Origin of the sequence: Bacillus paralicheniformis, from assembly GCF_001042485.2 — a bacterium.
In the GTDB taxonomy this organism is placed as follows: Bacteria; Bacillota; Bacilli; order Bacillales; family Bacillaceae; genus Bacillus; species Bacillus paralicheniformis.
The window spans coordinates 16692-32058 of record NZ_LBMN02000011.1; the positions used below are offsets into that span (position 1 = coordinate 16692).

At 46.4% G+C, this 15367-nt stretch carries 19 protein-coding genes; 3 read left to right on the top strand and 16 right to left on the bottom strand.

All coding sequences use genetic code 11. The features are described from left to right. Nucleotides 1–119: 119 nt before the first annotated feature. The 6 genes from ACH97_RS08310 to ACH97_RS08335 form a co-directional block, all read right to left on the bottom strand. On the bottom strand, nt 120–2255 hold the full coding sequence (locus ACH97_RS08310; RefSeq protein ID WP_057957828.1) for a penicillin-binding protein: 2136 nt from the start codon (nt 2253–2255) through the stop codon (nt 120–122). 6 nt (nt 2256–2261) lie between these two features. Then, on the bottom strand, nt 2262–2615 hold the full coding sequence (gene ftsL / locus ACH97_RS08315) for a cell division protein FtsL (RefSeq protein WP_020451295.1): 354 nt from the start codon (nt 2613–2615) through the stop codon (nt 2262–2264). 31 nt (nt 2616–2646) lie between these two features. Then, nucleotides 2647–3585 carry a 16S rRNA (cytosine(1402)-N(4))-methyltransferase RsmH gene (gene rsmH, locus ACH97_RS08320; protein WP_020451294.1) on the bottom strand — a complete coding sequence of 313 codons (939 nt, stop codon included), beginning with the start codon at nt 3583–3585 and terminating at the stop codon, nt 2647–2649. 66 nt (nt 3586–3651) lie between these two features. Then, nucleotides 3652–4083, bottom strand: coding sequence for a division/cell wall cluster transcriptional repressor MraZ (gene mraZ / locus ACH97_RS08325; protein ID WP_009328555.1), 432 nt, complete (start codon nt 4081–4083; stop codon nt 3652–3654). A 125-nt stretch (nt 4084–4208) separates the two neighbouring features. Then, entirely contained in the window at nt 4209–5825 is a 1617-nt protein-coding gene (gene bshC / locus ACH97_RS08330; RefSeq protein WP_020451293.1) for a bacillithiol biosynthesis cysteine-adding enzyme BshC, read from the bottom strand. 78 nt (nt 5826–5903) lie between these two features. Beyond that, on the bottom strand, nt 5904–6791 hold the full coding sequence (locus tag ACH97_RS08335; RefSeq protein ID WP_026579764.1) for a 2-dehydropantoate 2-reductase: 888 nt from the start codon (nt 6789–6791) through the stop codon (nt 5904–5906). 182 nt (nt 6792–6973) lie between these two features. Between ACH97_RS08335 and ACH97_RS08340 the strand changes: the two genes are divergently transcribed. Continuing rightward, a complete protein-coding gene (locus ACH97_RS08340; protein WP_020451291.1) occupies nt 6974–7453 on the top strand; it encodes an N-acetyltransferase in 480 nt (159 codons plus the stop codon). 36 nt (nt 7454–7489) lie between these two features. Here the strand turns inward: ACH97_RS08340 and gerR are convergent, their stop codons facing one another. The 3 genes from gerR to ACH97_RS08350 form a co-directional block, all read right to left on the bottom strand. Further along, nucleotides 7490–8095: a sporulation-specific transcriptional regulator GerR gene (gene gerR / locus ACH97_RS08345; protein WP_020451290.1), complete on the bottom strand. Its 606-nt coding sequence runs from the start codon at nt 8093–8095 to the stop codon at nt 7490–7492. 148 nt (nt 8096–8243) lie between these two features. After that, a complete protein-coding gene (rpmF, locus tag ACH97_RS22795) occupies nt 8244–8417 on the bottom strand; it encodes a 50S ribosomal protein L32 (protein WP_003181522.1) in 174 nt (57 codons plus the stop codon). Between the two features lie 23 nt (nt 8418–8440). After that, nucleotides 8441–8956: a YceD family protein gene (locus ACH97_RS08350; protein WP_020451289.1), complete on the bottom strand. Its 516-nt coding sequence runs from the start codon at nt 8954–8956 to the stop codon at nt 8441–8443. Nucleotides 8957–9173: 217 nt separating this feature from the next. On the opposite strand from ACH97_RS08350, the gene ACH97_RS08355 reads away from it, so the two are divergent. Beyond that, entirely contained in the window at nt 9174–10424 is a 1251-nt protein-coding gene (locus ACH97_RS08355; RefSeq protein WP_020451288.1) for a nucleotidyltransferase, read from the top strand. 19 nt (nt 10425–10443) lie between these two features. Here the strand turns inward: ACH97_RS08355 and ACH97_RS08360 are convergent, their stop codons facing one another. Continuing rightward, nucleotides 10444–11466, bottom strand: coding sequence for a SepM family pheromone-processing serine protease (locus ACH97_RS08360; protein ID WP_048350116.1), 1023 nt, complete (start codon nt 11464–11466; stop codon nt 10444–10446). 322 nt (nt 11467–11788) lie between these two features. On the opposite strand from ACH97_RS08360, the gene ylbJ reads away from it, so the two are divergent. Further along, on the top strand, nt 11789–13009 hold the full coding sequence (gene ylbJ / locus ACH97_RS08365) for a sporulation integral membrane protein YlbJ (protein WP_020451286.1): 1221 nt from the start codon (nt 11789–11791) through the stop codon (nt 13007–13009). 8 nt (nt 13010–13017) lie between these two features. Here the strand turns inward: ylbJ and coaD are convergent, their stop codons facing one another. The 6 genes from coaD to ACH97_RS24205 all read right to left on the bottom strand — a co-directional run bounded on the left by coaD (nt 13018) and on the right by ACH97_RS24205 (nt 15356). After that, entirely contained in the window at nt 13018–13512 is a 495-nt protein-coding gene (gene coaD / locus ACH97_RS08370) for a pantetheine-phosphate adenylyltransferase (RefSeq protein ID WP_020451285.1), read from the bottom strand. Beyond that, on the bottom strand, nt 13505–14071 hold the full coding sequence (gene rsmD, locus ACH97_RS08375; RefSeq protein ID WP_020451284.1) for a 16S rRNA (guanine(966)-N(2))-methyltransferase RsmD: 567 nt from the start codon (nt 14069–14071) through the stop codon (nt 13505–13507). Before rsmD ends, coaD begins: the two co-directional genes overlap by 8 nt. Before the next feature lie 48 nt (nt 14072–14119). Beyond that, complete coding sequence (locus ACH97_RS24200) at nt 14120–14254, bottom strand: hypothetical protein (protein WP_256163752.1); 135 nt, start codon at nt 14252–14254, stop codon at nt 14120–14122. A 108-nt stretch (nt 14255–14362) separates the two neighbouring features. Further along, on the bottom strand, nt 14363–14635 hold the full coding sequence (locus ACH97_RS08380; RefSeq protein ID WP_009328559.1) for a YlbG family protein: 273 nt from the start codon (nt 14633–14635) through the stop codon (nt 14363–14365). A gap of 70 nt (nt 14636–14705) precedes the next feature. After that, entirely contained in the window at nt 14706–15155 is a 450-nt protein-coding gene (gene ricF / locus ACH97_RS08385; RefSeq protein WP_020451283.1) for a regulatory iron-sulfur-containing complex subunit RicF, read from the bottom strand. A gap of 72 nt (nt 15156–15227) precedes the next feature. Beyond that, nucleotides 15228–15356, bottom strand: a complete 129-nt coding sequence (locus ACH97_RS24205) for a hypothetical protein (protein WP_256163750.1) — start codon at nt 15354–15356, stop codon at nt 15228–15230. Between the last annotated feature and the right edge of the window lie 11 nt (nt 15357–15367).

Below are 15367 nucleotides of genomic sequence, written 5' to 3' on the forward strand. Positions count from 1 at the left end.
TGTTTCATTTTATGCCTTGGAGCGTTTTGATAGAACGGCCCTTATTTTTATATGCTCAGGAGGCGCCGCGCCCAAACGGAAGGCTATCGACTCTGAGCCGATAGCCTTTTAGACGGGATCTATTCGTTTTTCAATCTGACTTTTACGACCGAGTTGGCTTTTAATTCTTTGCCTGCTTTTACATTTTGGCTTTTCACATAACCCTGGCCGCTCGTTTCGATATGAATGCCTGCCATGGCGCCGAAGCGGAGAGCGTCACGCTTTGACCAGCCCGTCATATCAGGCAGTGTGATTTTCCCGTCGGCCTTCAGGAAGACCCTCTGATTCGGCAGGACGGCTTCTCCCGCTTTCGGGTACTGTTCTTTCACAGCCAAGCCATCGCCGATCGTAACCGGAACAAGGCTGCTGTTTTGCGCCTCTTTTTCGGCGGATTTGGCTCGTTTGCCGGTGAAATCAGGCATTTCCAGCTGTTTTTCTTCCTGCTTTTCTTCTTTTTTGGTCTCTGTCGGTGTGATATTTAAATAGTGAAGACTGTTTTTCATCACCGGATTGAAAATTTTTGATACCGGAGCAGAACCTGTTTCCGTAGCCTTTAATTGCGGCTGCTGTACGGCTACATAAACGAGAAGCTGCGGATCGTCCTTCGGCGCCATGCCCATGAAGGAGAACACGTAGTTTTCGCGGCCGGTCAAATATCTGCCGTCTTCTCCGGCAATTTGCGCCGTACCGGTTTTTCCGGCGACATCAAATCCTTCGATCTTGTACGGCTTCCCCGTCCCTTTATCAGATGTGACGACTTTTCCCAACAGGTCGCGCACTTCTTTTGCCGTTTTGGCAGAGATCGGCTGTCCGACTTTTTCCGGTTTATATTGATAAATCGTTTTGTTTTTGTCAGAATCAACGACATGATCGATGACATAAGGCTTCATCATTTTTCCGTTATTCGCGATCGCTGTCGCGGCCTGAAGCTGCTGGATCGGCGTGACCGCTGAACTTTGACCAAAGGCAGTTGATACTTTATCACGCAAATATTCAAAATTGATTTTGCTGTTCGCTTCTCCAGGCAGGTCGATGCCCGTTTTGTCGTAAAAATGGAACTTCCGCAAATATTGATTGAAGCGGTCTGTGCCGAGTTTATCATTGGCAAGGATCGCAAACGCGACGTTTGAGGAGCGTTCAACACCTTCATTAAATGTGATCGGGCCCCAGCCGTTGCCGCCATTATGGTCTTTAATCGGCTTATCTTTTTTAGACACCGAATATGATCCAGACTTGTATTGTTCTCCTCCATTATATACGCCTTCTTGGATGGCTGCCGCCAATGTGAAAATCTTCATCGTCGAGCCTGGCTCAAAGCTGTAGGAGACAAGGTCGTTGTAATAGTTCGTGACATCGCGCACGTTCGGGTTGAAGCTCGGCCTTTGCCCCATCGCGAGCACTTTGCCCGTTTTCGGATCAACGACCGCCGCCATAATCTTCTTCGGCTTGTATTCTTTTTGGACGGTCGTCATGCTGTCTTCCAAAAACGCCTGGATTTTTTGATCGATCGTCAAATACACGTTGTCTCCGTTGTTTGGCGCTTTAATATTTTCGTTGCTGTTCGGCAGGCGCCAGCCCGTTCTGTCGGTGTCGTACGTCATGTATCCGTCCGTTTCTTTCAAATAATCGTTGAGCGTTTTTTCAAGGCCCATCATGCCTTGCATTTCACCTGTTTTTGCGTTGATCTGCGAATAGCCGATGAGATTGGAAGCGAAGATTCCGTTTGGATAGTAGCGCTTCGTATCGCGGGTGAACACGATGCCAGGCAGCTTCAGCTTTTCGATTTTTTCTTTTTGGGCATATGTCAAATCCCGCCCCGCCGATCCGAATTCAACCTGAAACGCTCCTTTTTTATTGAGAATATCGAGCACTTTCCCCTCATCCATACCGAGAATCGGCGCAAGCTTCTCAGCCGTCAGCTGCTTGTTTTTCACGTATTGAGGTTCCATCTTTTTGCTCATAATCGCGACGAGCTTGTATGTCGAAGTGTCTTCGGCAAGCACTTTTCCGTTCCGGTCAAGGATCGATCCCCGGTGGGCTTCGATCGTCCGCTTTTTCTCATACTGTTCGTTCGCCTTCTGTGCAAGAACTTCGCCGTTCACTTTTCCCGTCGCTTGAATAAACGCAAATCGTCCTACGATAACAAAGAAAAAGAGGGCAAAACAAATACTGAGTATTGCCGCTCCTCTGTTCATGAATTTATTTTTTTTCGGCATTGTGCATCATTCCTGTATGTCTTTCACTTTTTTATCACCTAATTTAAGGCCTTTTTTCCGGGCGATGTCCATGATACGGTCCGGCTCTTTCAGCATATCGGCTTCTTTTTCGAGGTCACCAACTCTGCTGCTTTCCGTTTCAACCTTCTTTTCGAGCTTTTGAATTTCAATATTGGTCTGATACGCGGCAAAAGCCTTTGAAATCATAAAAAGTGAAGCGCTGAGTACAGCCAGGGCAAAAAGCACAATCAGTACCTTTTCCCCAAGCGTTATCGATGCTCTTCTCCGGATGATAACGGATTGTTCTGCACTGTTTGTCTGTCGTTGCTGTTTTTCTACTTTATAAGCCAAATTGCTCATAGACTGATGACCTCCTTTTAATTCGTACAGCTCACTCTCGTGCTTTTTCCGCGATGCGCAGCTTCGCTGAGCGCGCACGGTTATTGTGTTCAAGCTCCTCTTCAGAAGCTGTGATCGGCTTTCTGTTGACTAACTTTAATTTCGGTTCAAACTCCTTGGGGATCACGGGCAGTCCGTGAGGCAGTTCAGGAGGCGATGACATCTCTTTAAATGTCGATTTGCAGATCCGGTCTTCCAGCGAGTGGAACGTGATGACCGATACCCTTCCGCCCGGCTTCAGTACCTCAATCGCCTGTAAAAGCGCTTCTTCAAACACTCTCAATTCATCGTTTACCGCAATTCGAATCGCCTGGAAGATCCGTTTAGCCGGATGCCCGCCGCTTCTTCTTGCCGGTGCGGGAATCGCCTCTTTGATGATATCGACAAGCTGGCCTGTTGTTTCAATAGCCGATTGTTCTCTTGCTTTTTCGATTTTCCTGGCGATTTGCTTGCTGAACTTCTCTTCTCCGTATTTAAAGAAGATTTTCACGAGATCCTCATAAGGCCATTCATTGATGACTTCCTTTGCCGAAAGGCCCGCCGACAGGTCCATTCGCATATCAAGAGGTGCATCATGATGATAGCTGAAGCCCCTTTCAGGTGTATCCAGCTGAGGAGATGAGACGCCTAAATCAAATAAAACACCGTCCACTTTCGTGATGCCGATTTCGTTTAGACGGTCTTTTAAATACCGAAAATTGCTTTTTATGAAAACGACTTGTCCTTCATGATCCGCCAGTTTTTCCTTCGCGTGGCGGAGTGCGGTTTCATCCTGGTCAAAAGCGACCAGCTTTCCTTTTTCAGACAGCTGTGAAAGCAAATATTCGCTGTGACCGGCACCGCCTAATGTACAGTCTACATATGTACCGTCTTCTTTTACATTTAAACCGTCAACTGTTTCTTTTAATAATACTGTTGTATGCTCAAACATTTCTTTACTAGTCCCACCTTTATTCAAATGAACTGATTGCAGAAGCGCCGCATGCGCAAAGATTCATTATATATCAAATCCGATCATGTTTTCAGCTATTTCGGCAAATGAATCTTCCTGCTCTTCTACGTATTGTTCCCAAATCTCTTTGCTCCACAATTCAATTCGATTTGAAACTCCGATGACCACGCATTCCTTCTCAAGCTTTGCATAATTTAAAAGCGGTGATGCAATGTTGATCCGGCCCTGCTTGTCCAATTCGCATTCGGTGGCTCCGGAGAAAAAAAAGCGGGTAAAAGCGCGTGCATCTTTCTTCGTAAGAGGAAGAGCCTTCAGTTTTTCTTCGATGAGTTTCCATTCGGACATCGGGTAGCCAAACAGGCACTGATCAAGCCCGCGCGTCAGAACGAACTGCTCGCCGAGGCCTTCTCTGAATTTCGCCGGAACGATCATGCGGCCTTTTGAATCAATCGTATGCTGGTATTCACCCATAAACATGATCTCGGCCCCCACTTTCGTTCCTCAACTCACCACTATCCACCACTTCTCTCCACAAATTTATTTTACACTGTTTTAGAACAAAAAAAAACCCTGAACTACTCAGGGTTTTTTAAAAAATTATTTCAAAGTTTGACAACTTGATGCATGTTTTGAAATGAATATGGCAAATCCTTGTATTTTTCCAAGAAATTCGGACCGTATTTGTTCAAATAATACACGATGTTCCAAATTCTCTCCTGCGGAGCGTCTAAAGGCTTGATGCTCGTTTGAATTTTGTCAAAATCACGCAAAATGTAGTTTTCTCTTTCTTCAATCCTTTTAATAACCGTTTTCTCCAAAAATTCGAGCTGGTCTTGAATGAAGCCTGAGTTTTTTTCTAAAAGGGGGCCGAGGCTCCCATCGATTTCGAGGGCTTCAGCGCGCACAGCGGAATGGATGTTTTCGATTTTTTCTTTCGCCTGTTTGACCGAATCGGTAAAACCGCTCGGAACCTTATCTTCAAAATACTGCTCTTTTTTGGCGCGGGCTCCCTTTTCAATCGATTCACGGAGTTCGATTCCCCGCTCGCCCAGCTTTTTTTCGATGTGCCGCTCAAGGAATGTAACCTGAAGCCTCGGTATGACAGGCGGCATTTTATAGCCCATAACCTGAAAAGCGCCTTTCAGCTCGCCCCAATAATTGATCTCTCCGGGACCGGCGATGAACGCCAATGTCGGAAGAAGGTATTCCTGCATGAGCGGCCTTGTTACGACATTATTGCTGAACGCTTCCGGCTTTTGGCAGATCAAATCGCAAAGCTCTGCTTCAGACCACTGAAGGTGAAGCTCTTTTATAAAAAACGCCCCGTTTTCTTTTTCGATTAAAAAGCGCTCGCCGTCGTGCTCATAAAAAAGGTTCGCATGCTGTGCGGCTCCTTCGATAATCGGTGTGTAGCCCAGTTGTTGCATGAATTCCTGCTGCCGTTTGACAGAATCGGTCAGCTCGTCGTTTCTGTTCAGCAGCTGCCGGAAAAAACGCGCTTCAAGGGCTCTGATGCCCGGGTCGCCGGAATTCAGAAGGATCAGTCCGTCTTGTTCAAACATGCCGGCAACAAGATATTCGAAAAAATCGGTGAAGGAAAGAGACTGCCTTAAACATCGGCGCAAATGGCTGAGAAGATCATTCGTATACTCCGTTTCTTCAAATGAGGCAAAAATCCCGTCCAGCCACTTTTCAGCTTTTTCGGCATCGAGCGCCGTTTTTGACGCCTGGCTTTTTTTCCAGTGAGACTGCGGGAGCTTGTGCTTTTTCACCTTGCCCCCGTCAGAAATGTAGACGTGATTGATTTCTTCCAGATCGTGGTCTTCCCCCGCAACCCAGAATACCGGAATGACCGGAACGTTCAGCTCTTGTTCTTTTTGCTTTGCAAATACAAGGATCGATACGATTTTATGTATAGTGTAAAGAGGACCTGTTAAAAGGCCGGCCTGCTGCCCTCCGACAACGACGACGCTTTTCGGATCGCGAAGCCGTTCGATTGTTTCATTCATGCTTGCCGATTGAAATTTGCTGTGATAGTCGAGCAAATAGTCAGCTAAAGCATCGCGGTCATACGTCCGGGAGGAAAGGTCATCCAAACGGACACTCCAACTTTCATTGCTCAGGCCGTAATCGAAAAACGGCTCTATCTCCTTTTTTCCATTTATATAGTCTCGAACAAAAGGGTTTTGACTTTGTATGGAAAGTTCAGTAAGCTGCATCTTTAGAACTTCCTTTCTCCAGTAAATAGTTAGCTTTCCGAAACGAGTATAGCACGTTCCGCGATTCGGTCAAAAGATTTAGCTCCATTCGTTTTCAAGCGCCTTGATACTGCGATATAAAAAGGTAAGGTGCGGAGCAGACTCCTCTGACTCTTTTGCCCGCTTCAGCAAATAGCCCATGATCGCATCGGCTTCCGTTTTTCTTCCGGCCAGCACATCGGCAAGCATCGAAGACGTGTTGCTTTTTGTCCGGCGGCAAACGGAAAGAACATGGTCCCATGCTGCTTGGCGGTCTTCAAGTTTCAAAATCCGGCTCGCTTCTTCAAAGACGAGCTTCATATAGGCCTCATACATCGGCTCTTCAAGCAGTGCGCCGTTTTCCACCCGCAAAAGAGCCGTCAGCGGATTGATGCACGCATTGACAATCAATTTTCCAGCGAGGGTCTTATACCAGTCTTCGCACCAAATAAAAGGGAACGCTTCATGAACTGAAGCGAGCTCTTTTTTCAGCCGGGAGGCGGATGGGCTTCGGAACGCGCTCCATTTTACGGCCCCTTTTCCCGTGTGCCGGAATGTGCGGTCATCCACCCTGACTGCGCCGTGTTCCACAGATCCCGTATAAATGCGGTGGCCCGTCTGCCATTTATCAAGCACGGGAATATGGGCCATTCCATTTTGCAGGAACATGATATCACGAGGCGCGGCCTGTTCCAGTTCCGGCAGAACGCCTCCGAGCTGATGCTCCTTTACGGCAACAAAAAGAAGATCGCAGTCAGGATCAAGTTCAGTCCTGCCTCTGACGTTCCTGATCATCTCTTGTTCGTCTTCAAGAAGGCGGATTCCCTTTTCTTCAATCGCTTCAGCCTGTTCCTTTCTCCGAGCGATCACCGTCACTTCATGGCCGAATGAAAAATAGTATGCAAAAAGGAGGCCGACCGAGCCTCCTCCGATGACTCCGATTTTCACATGCTCACACCCTGATTTTTTCATATACTGTATATCATAGCAGAAATGTTCGCCGTTGACTTGTAAGTTGTTTCAAATATTCAGAACCATTTCGCTTCATTATATTAGAAAATTTTTATCATTTGGATTTTTTGAAAAAAGCGTTTACAATAGAAGTAGACCACAAACAAGGGGGTAACATAATGGTCAAAGTCGAACGTTTGCTGATCAATTACAAAACGCTTGAAGAATTTAAAAAGTTCAGGGAGTACGGGATTCAAGAGCTTTCCATGCTGGAGGACCTTGAAAGCAACATGATTGAAAACGACAGCAATTCACCTTTTTACGGCATCTATTACGGGGATCGGCTCGTCGCAAGAATGAGCCTGTATAAAGCGGATGGAAAAACCAACCAATACTTTGAAGAAGGCCAGGATTACCTCGAGCTCTGGAAGCTTGAAGTTTTGCCGGGGTATCAGCGCAACGGCTACGGTACGATGCTGGTGGAGTTCGCCAAATCATTCGGACTCCCGATTCGCACAAGCCCGCGTGTCAAATCATCCGATTTTTGGAGCAAGATGGGCTTTACACCGGTTAAATACGATATGGCCCGGGATAAAGGGGAAAATCCGCTCGTTTGGCATCCTGCGAGCGAACCAAATCAAAGTTCTGAATCAGCCTAAATGAAAAAAGCCGGCCGAAAGCGGATGGCCGGTTTTCTATTTTTCAAGTGGCTCGAGATTTTCATTCGGCTCCGGCTGGAGCTTCACCTTTTTGTTTCGTTCGCCTTCCTGAAGAACGACCATTTTTCGGGCTCTCTCCATGATTTCAATCAAGGCTTTATAGTCCTCTTCCGTCAATTCAAGCCGTTTTTTCAGCGATTGATTTTCGCTTCGCAGCTTTTCAACTTCTTGTTTCAGCTCATTGATTTCTTCAGCGAGCTTTTTCTTCTCATCTATAAAGTCTTTTTGAACAGGGGCTTCTTTCAGCTTTTCAAGGTATTGAATAACATCATCGAGCGTCAGATTTTCCGCATTGCTCCCGGAAACCGTTTTGACAGATCCAGGAAGATTCGCAGAATGGACGCCTATTTTTTTGCGCAGCTCTTTACGCTGCTTTTTTGCCAGTTCAATACCTGATTGGTATTGCTTTCTGACAAAGGAATTCCAGCGGAATCCGCAGGCAGCGGCCGTTCTGCTTAAAGCCTTGCCCACTTCTTCAAAGGCTGAAAGCTGTGTGCCGCCTTCCCGAATGTGCCTTAAAACAACCTCAGCCAGCAATATATCTTCATCCTGTGTCCATGCATCCTGCCTTGTAATCGTCAAATGTTATCCCCCTCCATGACTTTATGAATTTACCTCATACATATGCGGCTGATAGAGTAGATAGACTATTTTCTTTACAGGAAATAAAAGGATGAAGGGAATAAAAAAAACACAAGACCTGAAGTCTTGTGTTTTTCATTGTTGACGATTAGTTGCTTTTTACGTCTTTTCCTTTGTATGATCCACATGCTTTGCAGACGCGGTGTGAAAGTTTCATCTCACCACAGTTTGGGCATTCTACCATACCAGGCACTTGCAATTTAAAGTGTGTACGACGAAGTCTTTTTTTCGTTTTAGAAGTTCTTCTAAAAGGTACAGCCATTATTCCCACCTCCTTAAAGAGCGTTAAGATTCATCATCTTGTTTTAAGAGCTTCTCGAGTCCGGCAAGTCTCGGATCGATCCGGTTTTTCCGGTCATCTTCTGTAATGACCTGCCAATCCTTGCCCTCCTGCGGAGCACCTTCTTCTTTTTGAACAGACTCACAAAAGATTTGCATAGGGATCTCAAGAAGGATTTCTTCTTTCACGACCGGAGTCAAGTCGATGAGGTCATCCTCAACAATATGGACGTCTTCATCTTCCAATTCCTCGGTCTTATGAAATATAAACAGTTCTTTTGTAGAAATACTGAATGGATAACGAACATCAACAAGCGTTCTTGAGCAAGGCAAGATCATCTCGCCTGAAATGGTAAAATCAAATGCAGCCTGCTTTGAGCGGAATTCCGCGCGCCCCTTCACCCGCACCGGTGAAATGCTGCGTATTTCCGAGCTTTGAGAGAGTTCGCTTAAATCAACTGTTTCATCAAATTCAAAGTCTTTCTTCGGCATTTGATTCAGCTGATGTATCGTCCATTTCATTGTATCACCTCTGAGTGAGCAACAAACATGATTATAGCTTTCATCATGTTTTTTGTCAATATTTTTTCTTTACAGATATGCGCCTGCGCTTTTCATTCGTTGACATCGTGAACAACAATTCATACACTTAGAAAAAACGCTGTTTTCGCGAGGCGTCTGGACATTCCATGTGTAAATGTATCATAACTATTTCAAGAGATGCAAGAGAGGTGAAAAAATGAAAGCGGTCGGCCTTGTTGTGGAATACAACCCTTTTCATAACGGACATTTATATCATATAAAGGAAGCAAAATCAGAAACGCGGAGCGAAGTGGCAGTTGCCGTTATGAGCGGCTCCTTTTTGCAGCGCGGCGAACCCGCCATCGTCTCAAAGTGGGCGCGAACGAAAATGGCGCTCGCATCTTATGCCGATGTCGTCGTTGAACTCCCTTACATATTCGCCGTTCAAAAAGCGGAAACGTTTGCTGAAGGCGCCGTCGCGATTTTAAATGAGTTAGGGTGTGCTTCTTTGTTGTTCGGAAGCGAGCACGGCGATATTGAGGCGTTTCTCAATACAGCCGCACATACGATAGAGCACGAAGACGGGCTCAACGAAGAAGCAAAAAAACAAATAGCGTTTGGGCTGAGCTACCCGCAAGCGATGGCAAAGGCGTTCCGGGCTGTAACCGGAGACGGCAGAAACATTGTTGACCTTTCAAAGCCGAACAACATACTCGGATTCCATTATGTGAAAGCCATCGTGCAAAAGCAATTGAGCATGAAGCCTGAAACCGTCAAGCGCCGATCCTCGGGCTATCACGATTCGGCCTTCCCGGAAGCGGACCGAATCGCAAGCGCCACAAGCATACGCAAATCGATCTTTGAAATGGGAAGCCTCGCGAACAGCCGCTTCTACCTTCCAAAGCCATCGATCGACGAGCTTGATGAATACGCCCGGACTTTCGGCATGTGGCACTCGCCCGAAGATTATTTCCCCTTTTTGAAATACAGCCTCCATACAATGGATACAGAAGAGCTGAAAGGGATTTATGAAGTGGAAGAAGGACTTGAGCACCGCGCCAAAAAAGCGATCCGAAAAGCAGGCTCATTTAAGGAATACATGGAGCTTTTGAAAACGAAGCGCTATACATGGACAAGGCTGCAGCGCATGAACACCCATATCCTCACAAAAACGAAGAAAGCCGACGTCAAGCGCATGTTAAGCGAACCGTATCCGGCATACATCAGACTTCTCGGCATGACAAAAAAAGGACAGGCCTATTTAGCGGAAAAGAAAAAAAGCTTGAGCGTACCCCTTATTACAAAGACGGGATCTTTTTCCCACCCTTCCCTTCAGCTCGACATAAAAGCGGGTCAAGTATACAGCGCCCCGCTCAAAGAGCCGGGGCGGACGATGCTGACAGAGCAGGAATATTCCCTTTCGCCGATCAGATATGACGAAGACAGCCGGATATTTTTGCGCAAATAAAACCGCCTGATGTTGCTCATCAGGCGGTTTTCACTTTATCTTCCAAATAATGAATCGCATCATCCATCGTGTCGACAGGGACGATTTTCATATCGGTTTTAATATCTTTTGCCGTTTTGACCGCTTCTTCGTAGTTAGATCCTTTTTTTCCGCCTTCGTTCGGAGCAAAAAAGATGTCGGCTCCCGCCTTATCTGCGGCAACGACTTTCTGGCTGATGCCGCCGATCGGACCGACTTTGCCTTCGTCATCGATCGTTCCGGTTCCCGCAATATGGTGTCCTTTCGTCTCGTCTTCTTTTGTCAGCTGATTATAGATCTCCATTGACATCATCAGCCCCGCCGAAGGACCGCCGATGTTTTCAATGTCCATATCGACCTCCGGCTTCACCTTGACATTGCGGTCTGTGATGAGGGATACGCCAAGCCCGGCTCTCTTCGGATCTTCTTTAAATGTTTTCAGCTTCATCTCATATGTTTTTTCTTCTTTATCCCGTTCAACTACGATTTTCACGGGGTCTCCGGCTTTTTTTGATTCGATGTAGCGGACGAAGCTCTCCGCTGAACGGAACGTTTTTCCGTCAGCTTTTTTAATTTTGTCTCCGACTTGTATTTTTCCTTCTGCAGGCATGCCGCTGACGACCGTCATGGCATATACGCCGTTAAACGTGTAGCTGACTTCTTTTCCGGCCCGCTTATAAGCGGCGATCATCGCATTTTCCTGGGAATCTCTCATCATTTGCAGCTGGCGCTTCATATATTCCTGATCAGATTCGCCTTCTTGTTTGAAATTTTCTTCCGGAAGAATTTCGTGATAAGGGCGCACTTTTGCCCACATGTATGTAAGCGGATTTGCAGAGCCGACTTTCACTGTCATTAAAGAAAAGCTCCCTTTTTCAGGATAGCCGTTATCAACTTTAATTAAAGGTTTCAGCTCAGTCGCTTCGCCGGGTTCTGTGATGTAATAAGGCAGCTTCACAAATGACAGCGCGGCCGTGATGATAACGATCAGTAATGCGATGCGTATAATTCTTTTTTTCAGCATGTATATGTAACCCTCCATCTTTATTTTCACCGGCTCACATCTTCGGTCCGGTTCCAAATTTTCAGCCTGCATGAATTCACAGATGTATGCCATACCTTCTATTGATGCTTATTAAGGAGAAGGGCTTCAGCAAGTCTCAAGCAGCTTCCGGTTCATTTGTATCGCCGATCTGCAATCTGGTGGTCTAAAATGAGGACCAGCCTTCGTATAATGATAAAGAAGTTTCACGGAGAAGGCTTCCGCACAAATCGGGCAAGCTTTTCGTTTATTTTATCATGATCCTGTTTCCAATGTGTATTCACAGCCGCAAAGGGGGTTAGAAATGGACATGTCAAAGGTAAAGACACTTATGATTGCCGTTTTGCTGCTTTCGTTTACAGCCGCCGTCATCACCCATCCGCAAGAATCATTTGACGCTTCTAAAAGTGGACTTGCCATGTGGTGGGAGGTCGTATTCCCTTCCCTTTTGCCTTTTTTTATTTTATCAGAGCTCTTGATCGGATTTGGTGTCGTCAGGTTTGTCGGGCTGCTGCTAGAGCCTTTCATGAGACCGGTGTTCCGCGTTCCCGGCGTCGGAGGGTTCGTGCTTGCGATGGGAATGGCATCAGGAAATCCGGCCGGTGCAAAACTGACTTCAAGGCTGAGACAAGAGCGGCAGATTTCACGGGTCGAAGCAGAGCGGCTCGCTTCGTTCACCAACTCATCTAACCCGCTGTTTATTTTCGGAGCCGTTGCGGTCGGCTTTTTCCATAATCCTTCTCTCGGCGTCGTGCTTGCGGCAGCCCATTATTTGGGCAATTTCGCAGTCGGGTTGACGATGCGTACTTACGGAAGAAAAGAAGAGAACCGCACCGCTGTGCGAAAGAAGCTTCCTTTGCCTTCTATTAAAGAAGCCTTAAAAGCGCTCCATCAGGCAAGACTTGAAGAAAAGCGGCCGCTCGGCAAACTTTTGAGCGATGCTGTCATCTCTTCTGTCCAAACGCTGTTAATGGTGGGCGGCTTCATCATTCTTTTTTCGGTTTTTAATAACATTCTTTCTGTGATGCACATCACCGACATTCTTTCGCACGCCACACGAATGATTTTGACTGCTCTTCAATTCCCCGGTGATTTTGATAAACCGTTATTATCGGGATTGTTTGAAATTACGCTCGGCAGCAAACTGGTCAGTGCTACGGATGCGGCGCTTCTCCAGCAAGCGGTGATTGTCAGCTTTATTTTGGGTTTCAGCGGCTTCTGCGTTCAGGCGCAGGTTGCAGGCATTCTTGCTGAAACCGATATTCGCTTTAAGCCGTTTTTTATCGCCCGCATCCTCCAGGGCATTTATGCAGCGATCTTTGTTCTTATTCTTTGGAAGCCTCTTTATACATCGTTCTATTCTCCGACGGAGCCGGCCTTCTCCTTTCTGACGGCCGGGAAAACGGAATCTTTCTTTCTGCAGATGTGGAACGCGTTGGCAGAGATTGGTCCGCTCCTTACGATCGGCACCCTTCTCATTTACAGCATTCTTTATGCCAAATCTTACGCCCCTGCTAAAAAATGAGCAGCCGGTTACGGCCGCTCATTTTTTGCAAACTTTTTTTCAAGTGCAGCCTCGACCGCTTCCGGCACGAGTTCTGCGACTGAACCTTTATATTTTGCCACTTCTTTGACAATGCTTGAACTAAGGAATGAGTATTGGTTATTCGTCATCATAAAAAACGTTTCAATATTTTCATCAAGCACTTTGTTCATCGAGGTTCCCTGCATCTCGTATTCAAAGTCAGATACCGCTCTAAGCCCTCGCAGGATGACGTTCGCCTGCTTGCTCTTTGCATAATCAATCAATAGCCCCTGGAAAGATTCCACTTGCACATTCGGGATATCCTTCGTCACTTCGCGAAGCAGCCCACAGCGTTCTTCCACCGTAAACAGCGGCTTTTTCGAAGAATTGTTCAAGACGCATACATACACTTTGTCAAACACTTTCGCCCCGCGCCTGATGATATCCAAATGTCCAAAAGTCACCGGATCAAAACTTCCGGGACAAACGGCAATGCTAGCCATCCCCATTCCCTCTCTTTCTGTATATGGTCACGCCTGTTAAGCCGTATATTTCCTGACGGGCAAGCTGAAGTCCGCCCGCCTCGGTCGGAAGGATAACTTCCTTCCCATGCTCAGCTACAATAAAACCTCTGTCAGTCAGCATATCCGCTTCATCAATCTTCGATAAAAGCGCTTCCAGCTTTTGTTCTCGATATGGCGGGTCCAAAAAGACGGCGTCAAAGCTTGCGCCCCTTTTCACCAGCGCATGGAGAGCCCGTTCAGCGTCATTCCTGTATACCTCGGCCCGTTTTTCCAAGCCCAGTGTTTTCAAATTGCCTTTTACGGTTTGAATCGCTTTAAAATCACGGTCGACAAAAATGAAGCGGTCAAACCCCCGCGACAGCGCTTCAATCCCCAATCCGCCGCTTCCCGCGTACAGATCAAGACCCGTGCCGCCTTCAAAATACGGGCCGATCATATTAAAGATGGATTCCTTTACTTTATCAGTCGTCGGCCTTGTCGACGTGCCGGGAACCGCTTTTAAGGCACGTCCCTTATACGTCCCAGAAATCACTCTCATACTTCCACCACTTTTTCTTAAAACTCGAAAAAAATCATTCCTATCTTATCATAAAGTGTTTTCTGGCACAAACACCCAAAGTACAAATTCATATGTATAGCAAAAAGGCTCAGTGGTGATAATAATAGCAACAGCATCGATTGATGTTGTTGCCAACCGCGGAGAAGACTTACGTTTCCCCATAAGTTCTTCCTCCGGTTTCTCCTCTCCCTTTGCCTTCTCCTTGATTTTTAAGGAATAGAAGGACCCCGCAGAGGTATTTCTGCGGGGATTTTTTTAAAATAAAGCAAGTTAGAGCCCGGCTTTATAGTCGTATTCTTTCGCTTTATCCTGCTTGGATTCAAACTCCATTTTCAAGAACGGTTTGTATGAAAGATCCACCTGTTTGACAAAAGAGTACGAACGTATTTTAGCGATGATTCTTTCGGCATCTTCCATATTGCAATAAACCACTACATATTTCAGCCGCTTTGAAACGTAATGAACATTTCCGAATTTCCTGAGCATTTTCGCCTGCTTCAAGGAGTGCAGCCAAACGATTAAGCCTTGACGCCTGATTTCCAAATTGTTCACCTGCCTGTCGCTCTGTGCATGAAGTTCTAAAAAAAACGAGACTCGGGGCGACCGAGCCTCATCAGGAAACTTTACAGCCGCAGCTTCCGCCTGACCCGCAGCCGCCGCCGCAAGATGAAAGATTATCAAAATAAGGGTTTCCAGTCGGTACTTTGATATGTTTTGATACAGCCTGACCGATTTCCACGCTGACTTCATCTAGGATAGATTGCAGCTCGGTTTCCGCCTTTTTAAATTCGGCTACTGTATCGTGAAGGTCAAGCTCCCGTTTGATTTCCCTCATTTTCTTGGATATCTCTTTATAATCAGGATGATACTTGCCAAAGCGCTGCACATCCTCATACTGTTCTTTTATTTTCGTAAACGAAGCGATAATACGTCCGGCCTCTTCATCTTCGCGGAGACGCTTGTAGCATTTTCTGTAATGTTCAGCCGCCTCTGATTGAAGAATCATGTTGGCCAAATCATATGCTTCATTTTGAAGCCGCAACGATTCCATTGTGGCAAACATAGACATGCACCTCCAGCTATAGTGTATCACAAAACAGCCGTTTTCAAAAATGTCTGTGCCGCCTCCAAACTATTATTTTCCAAAAACTTCGCTTGCACAAGCTGCATCGCGCCATTCTGAAACGCCCTTGGGTTTTGGTTTATGGGTGGCGCAGCCGGCCAGCAAGAGGCACAACATGATTACAAGCCAGCACTTTTTCATCACAGATCAAC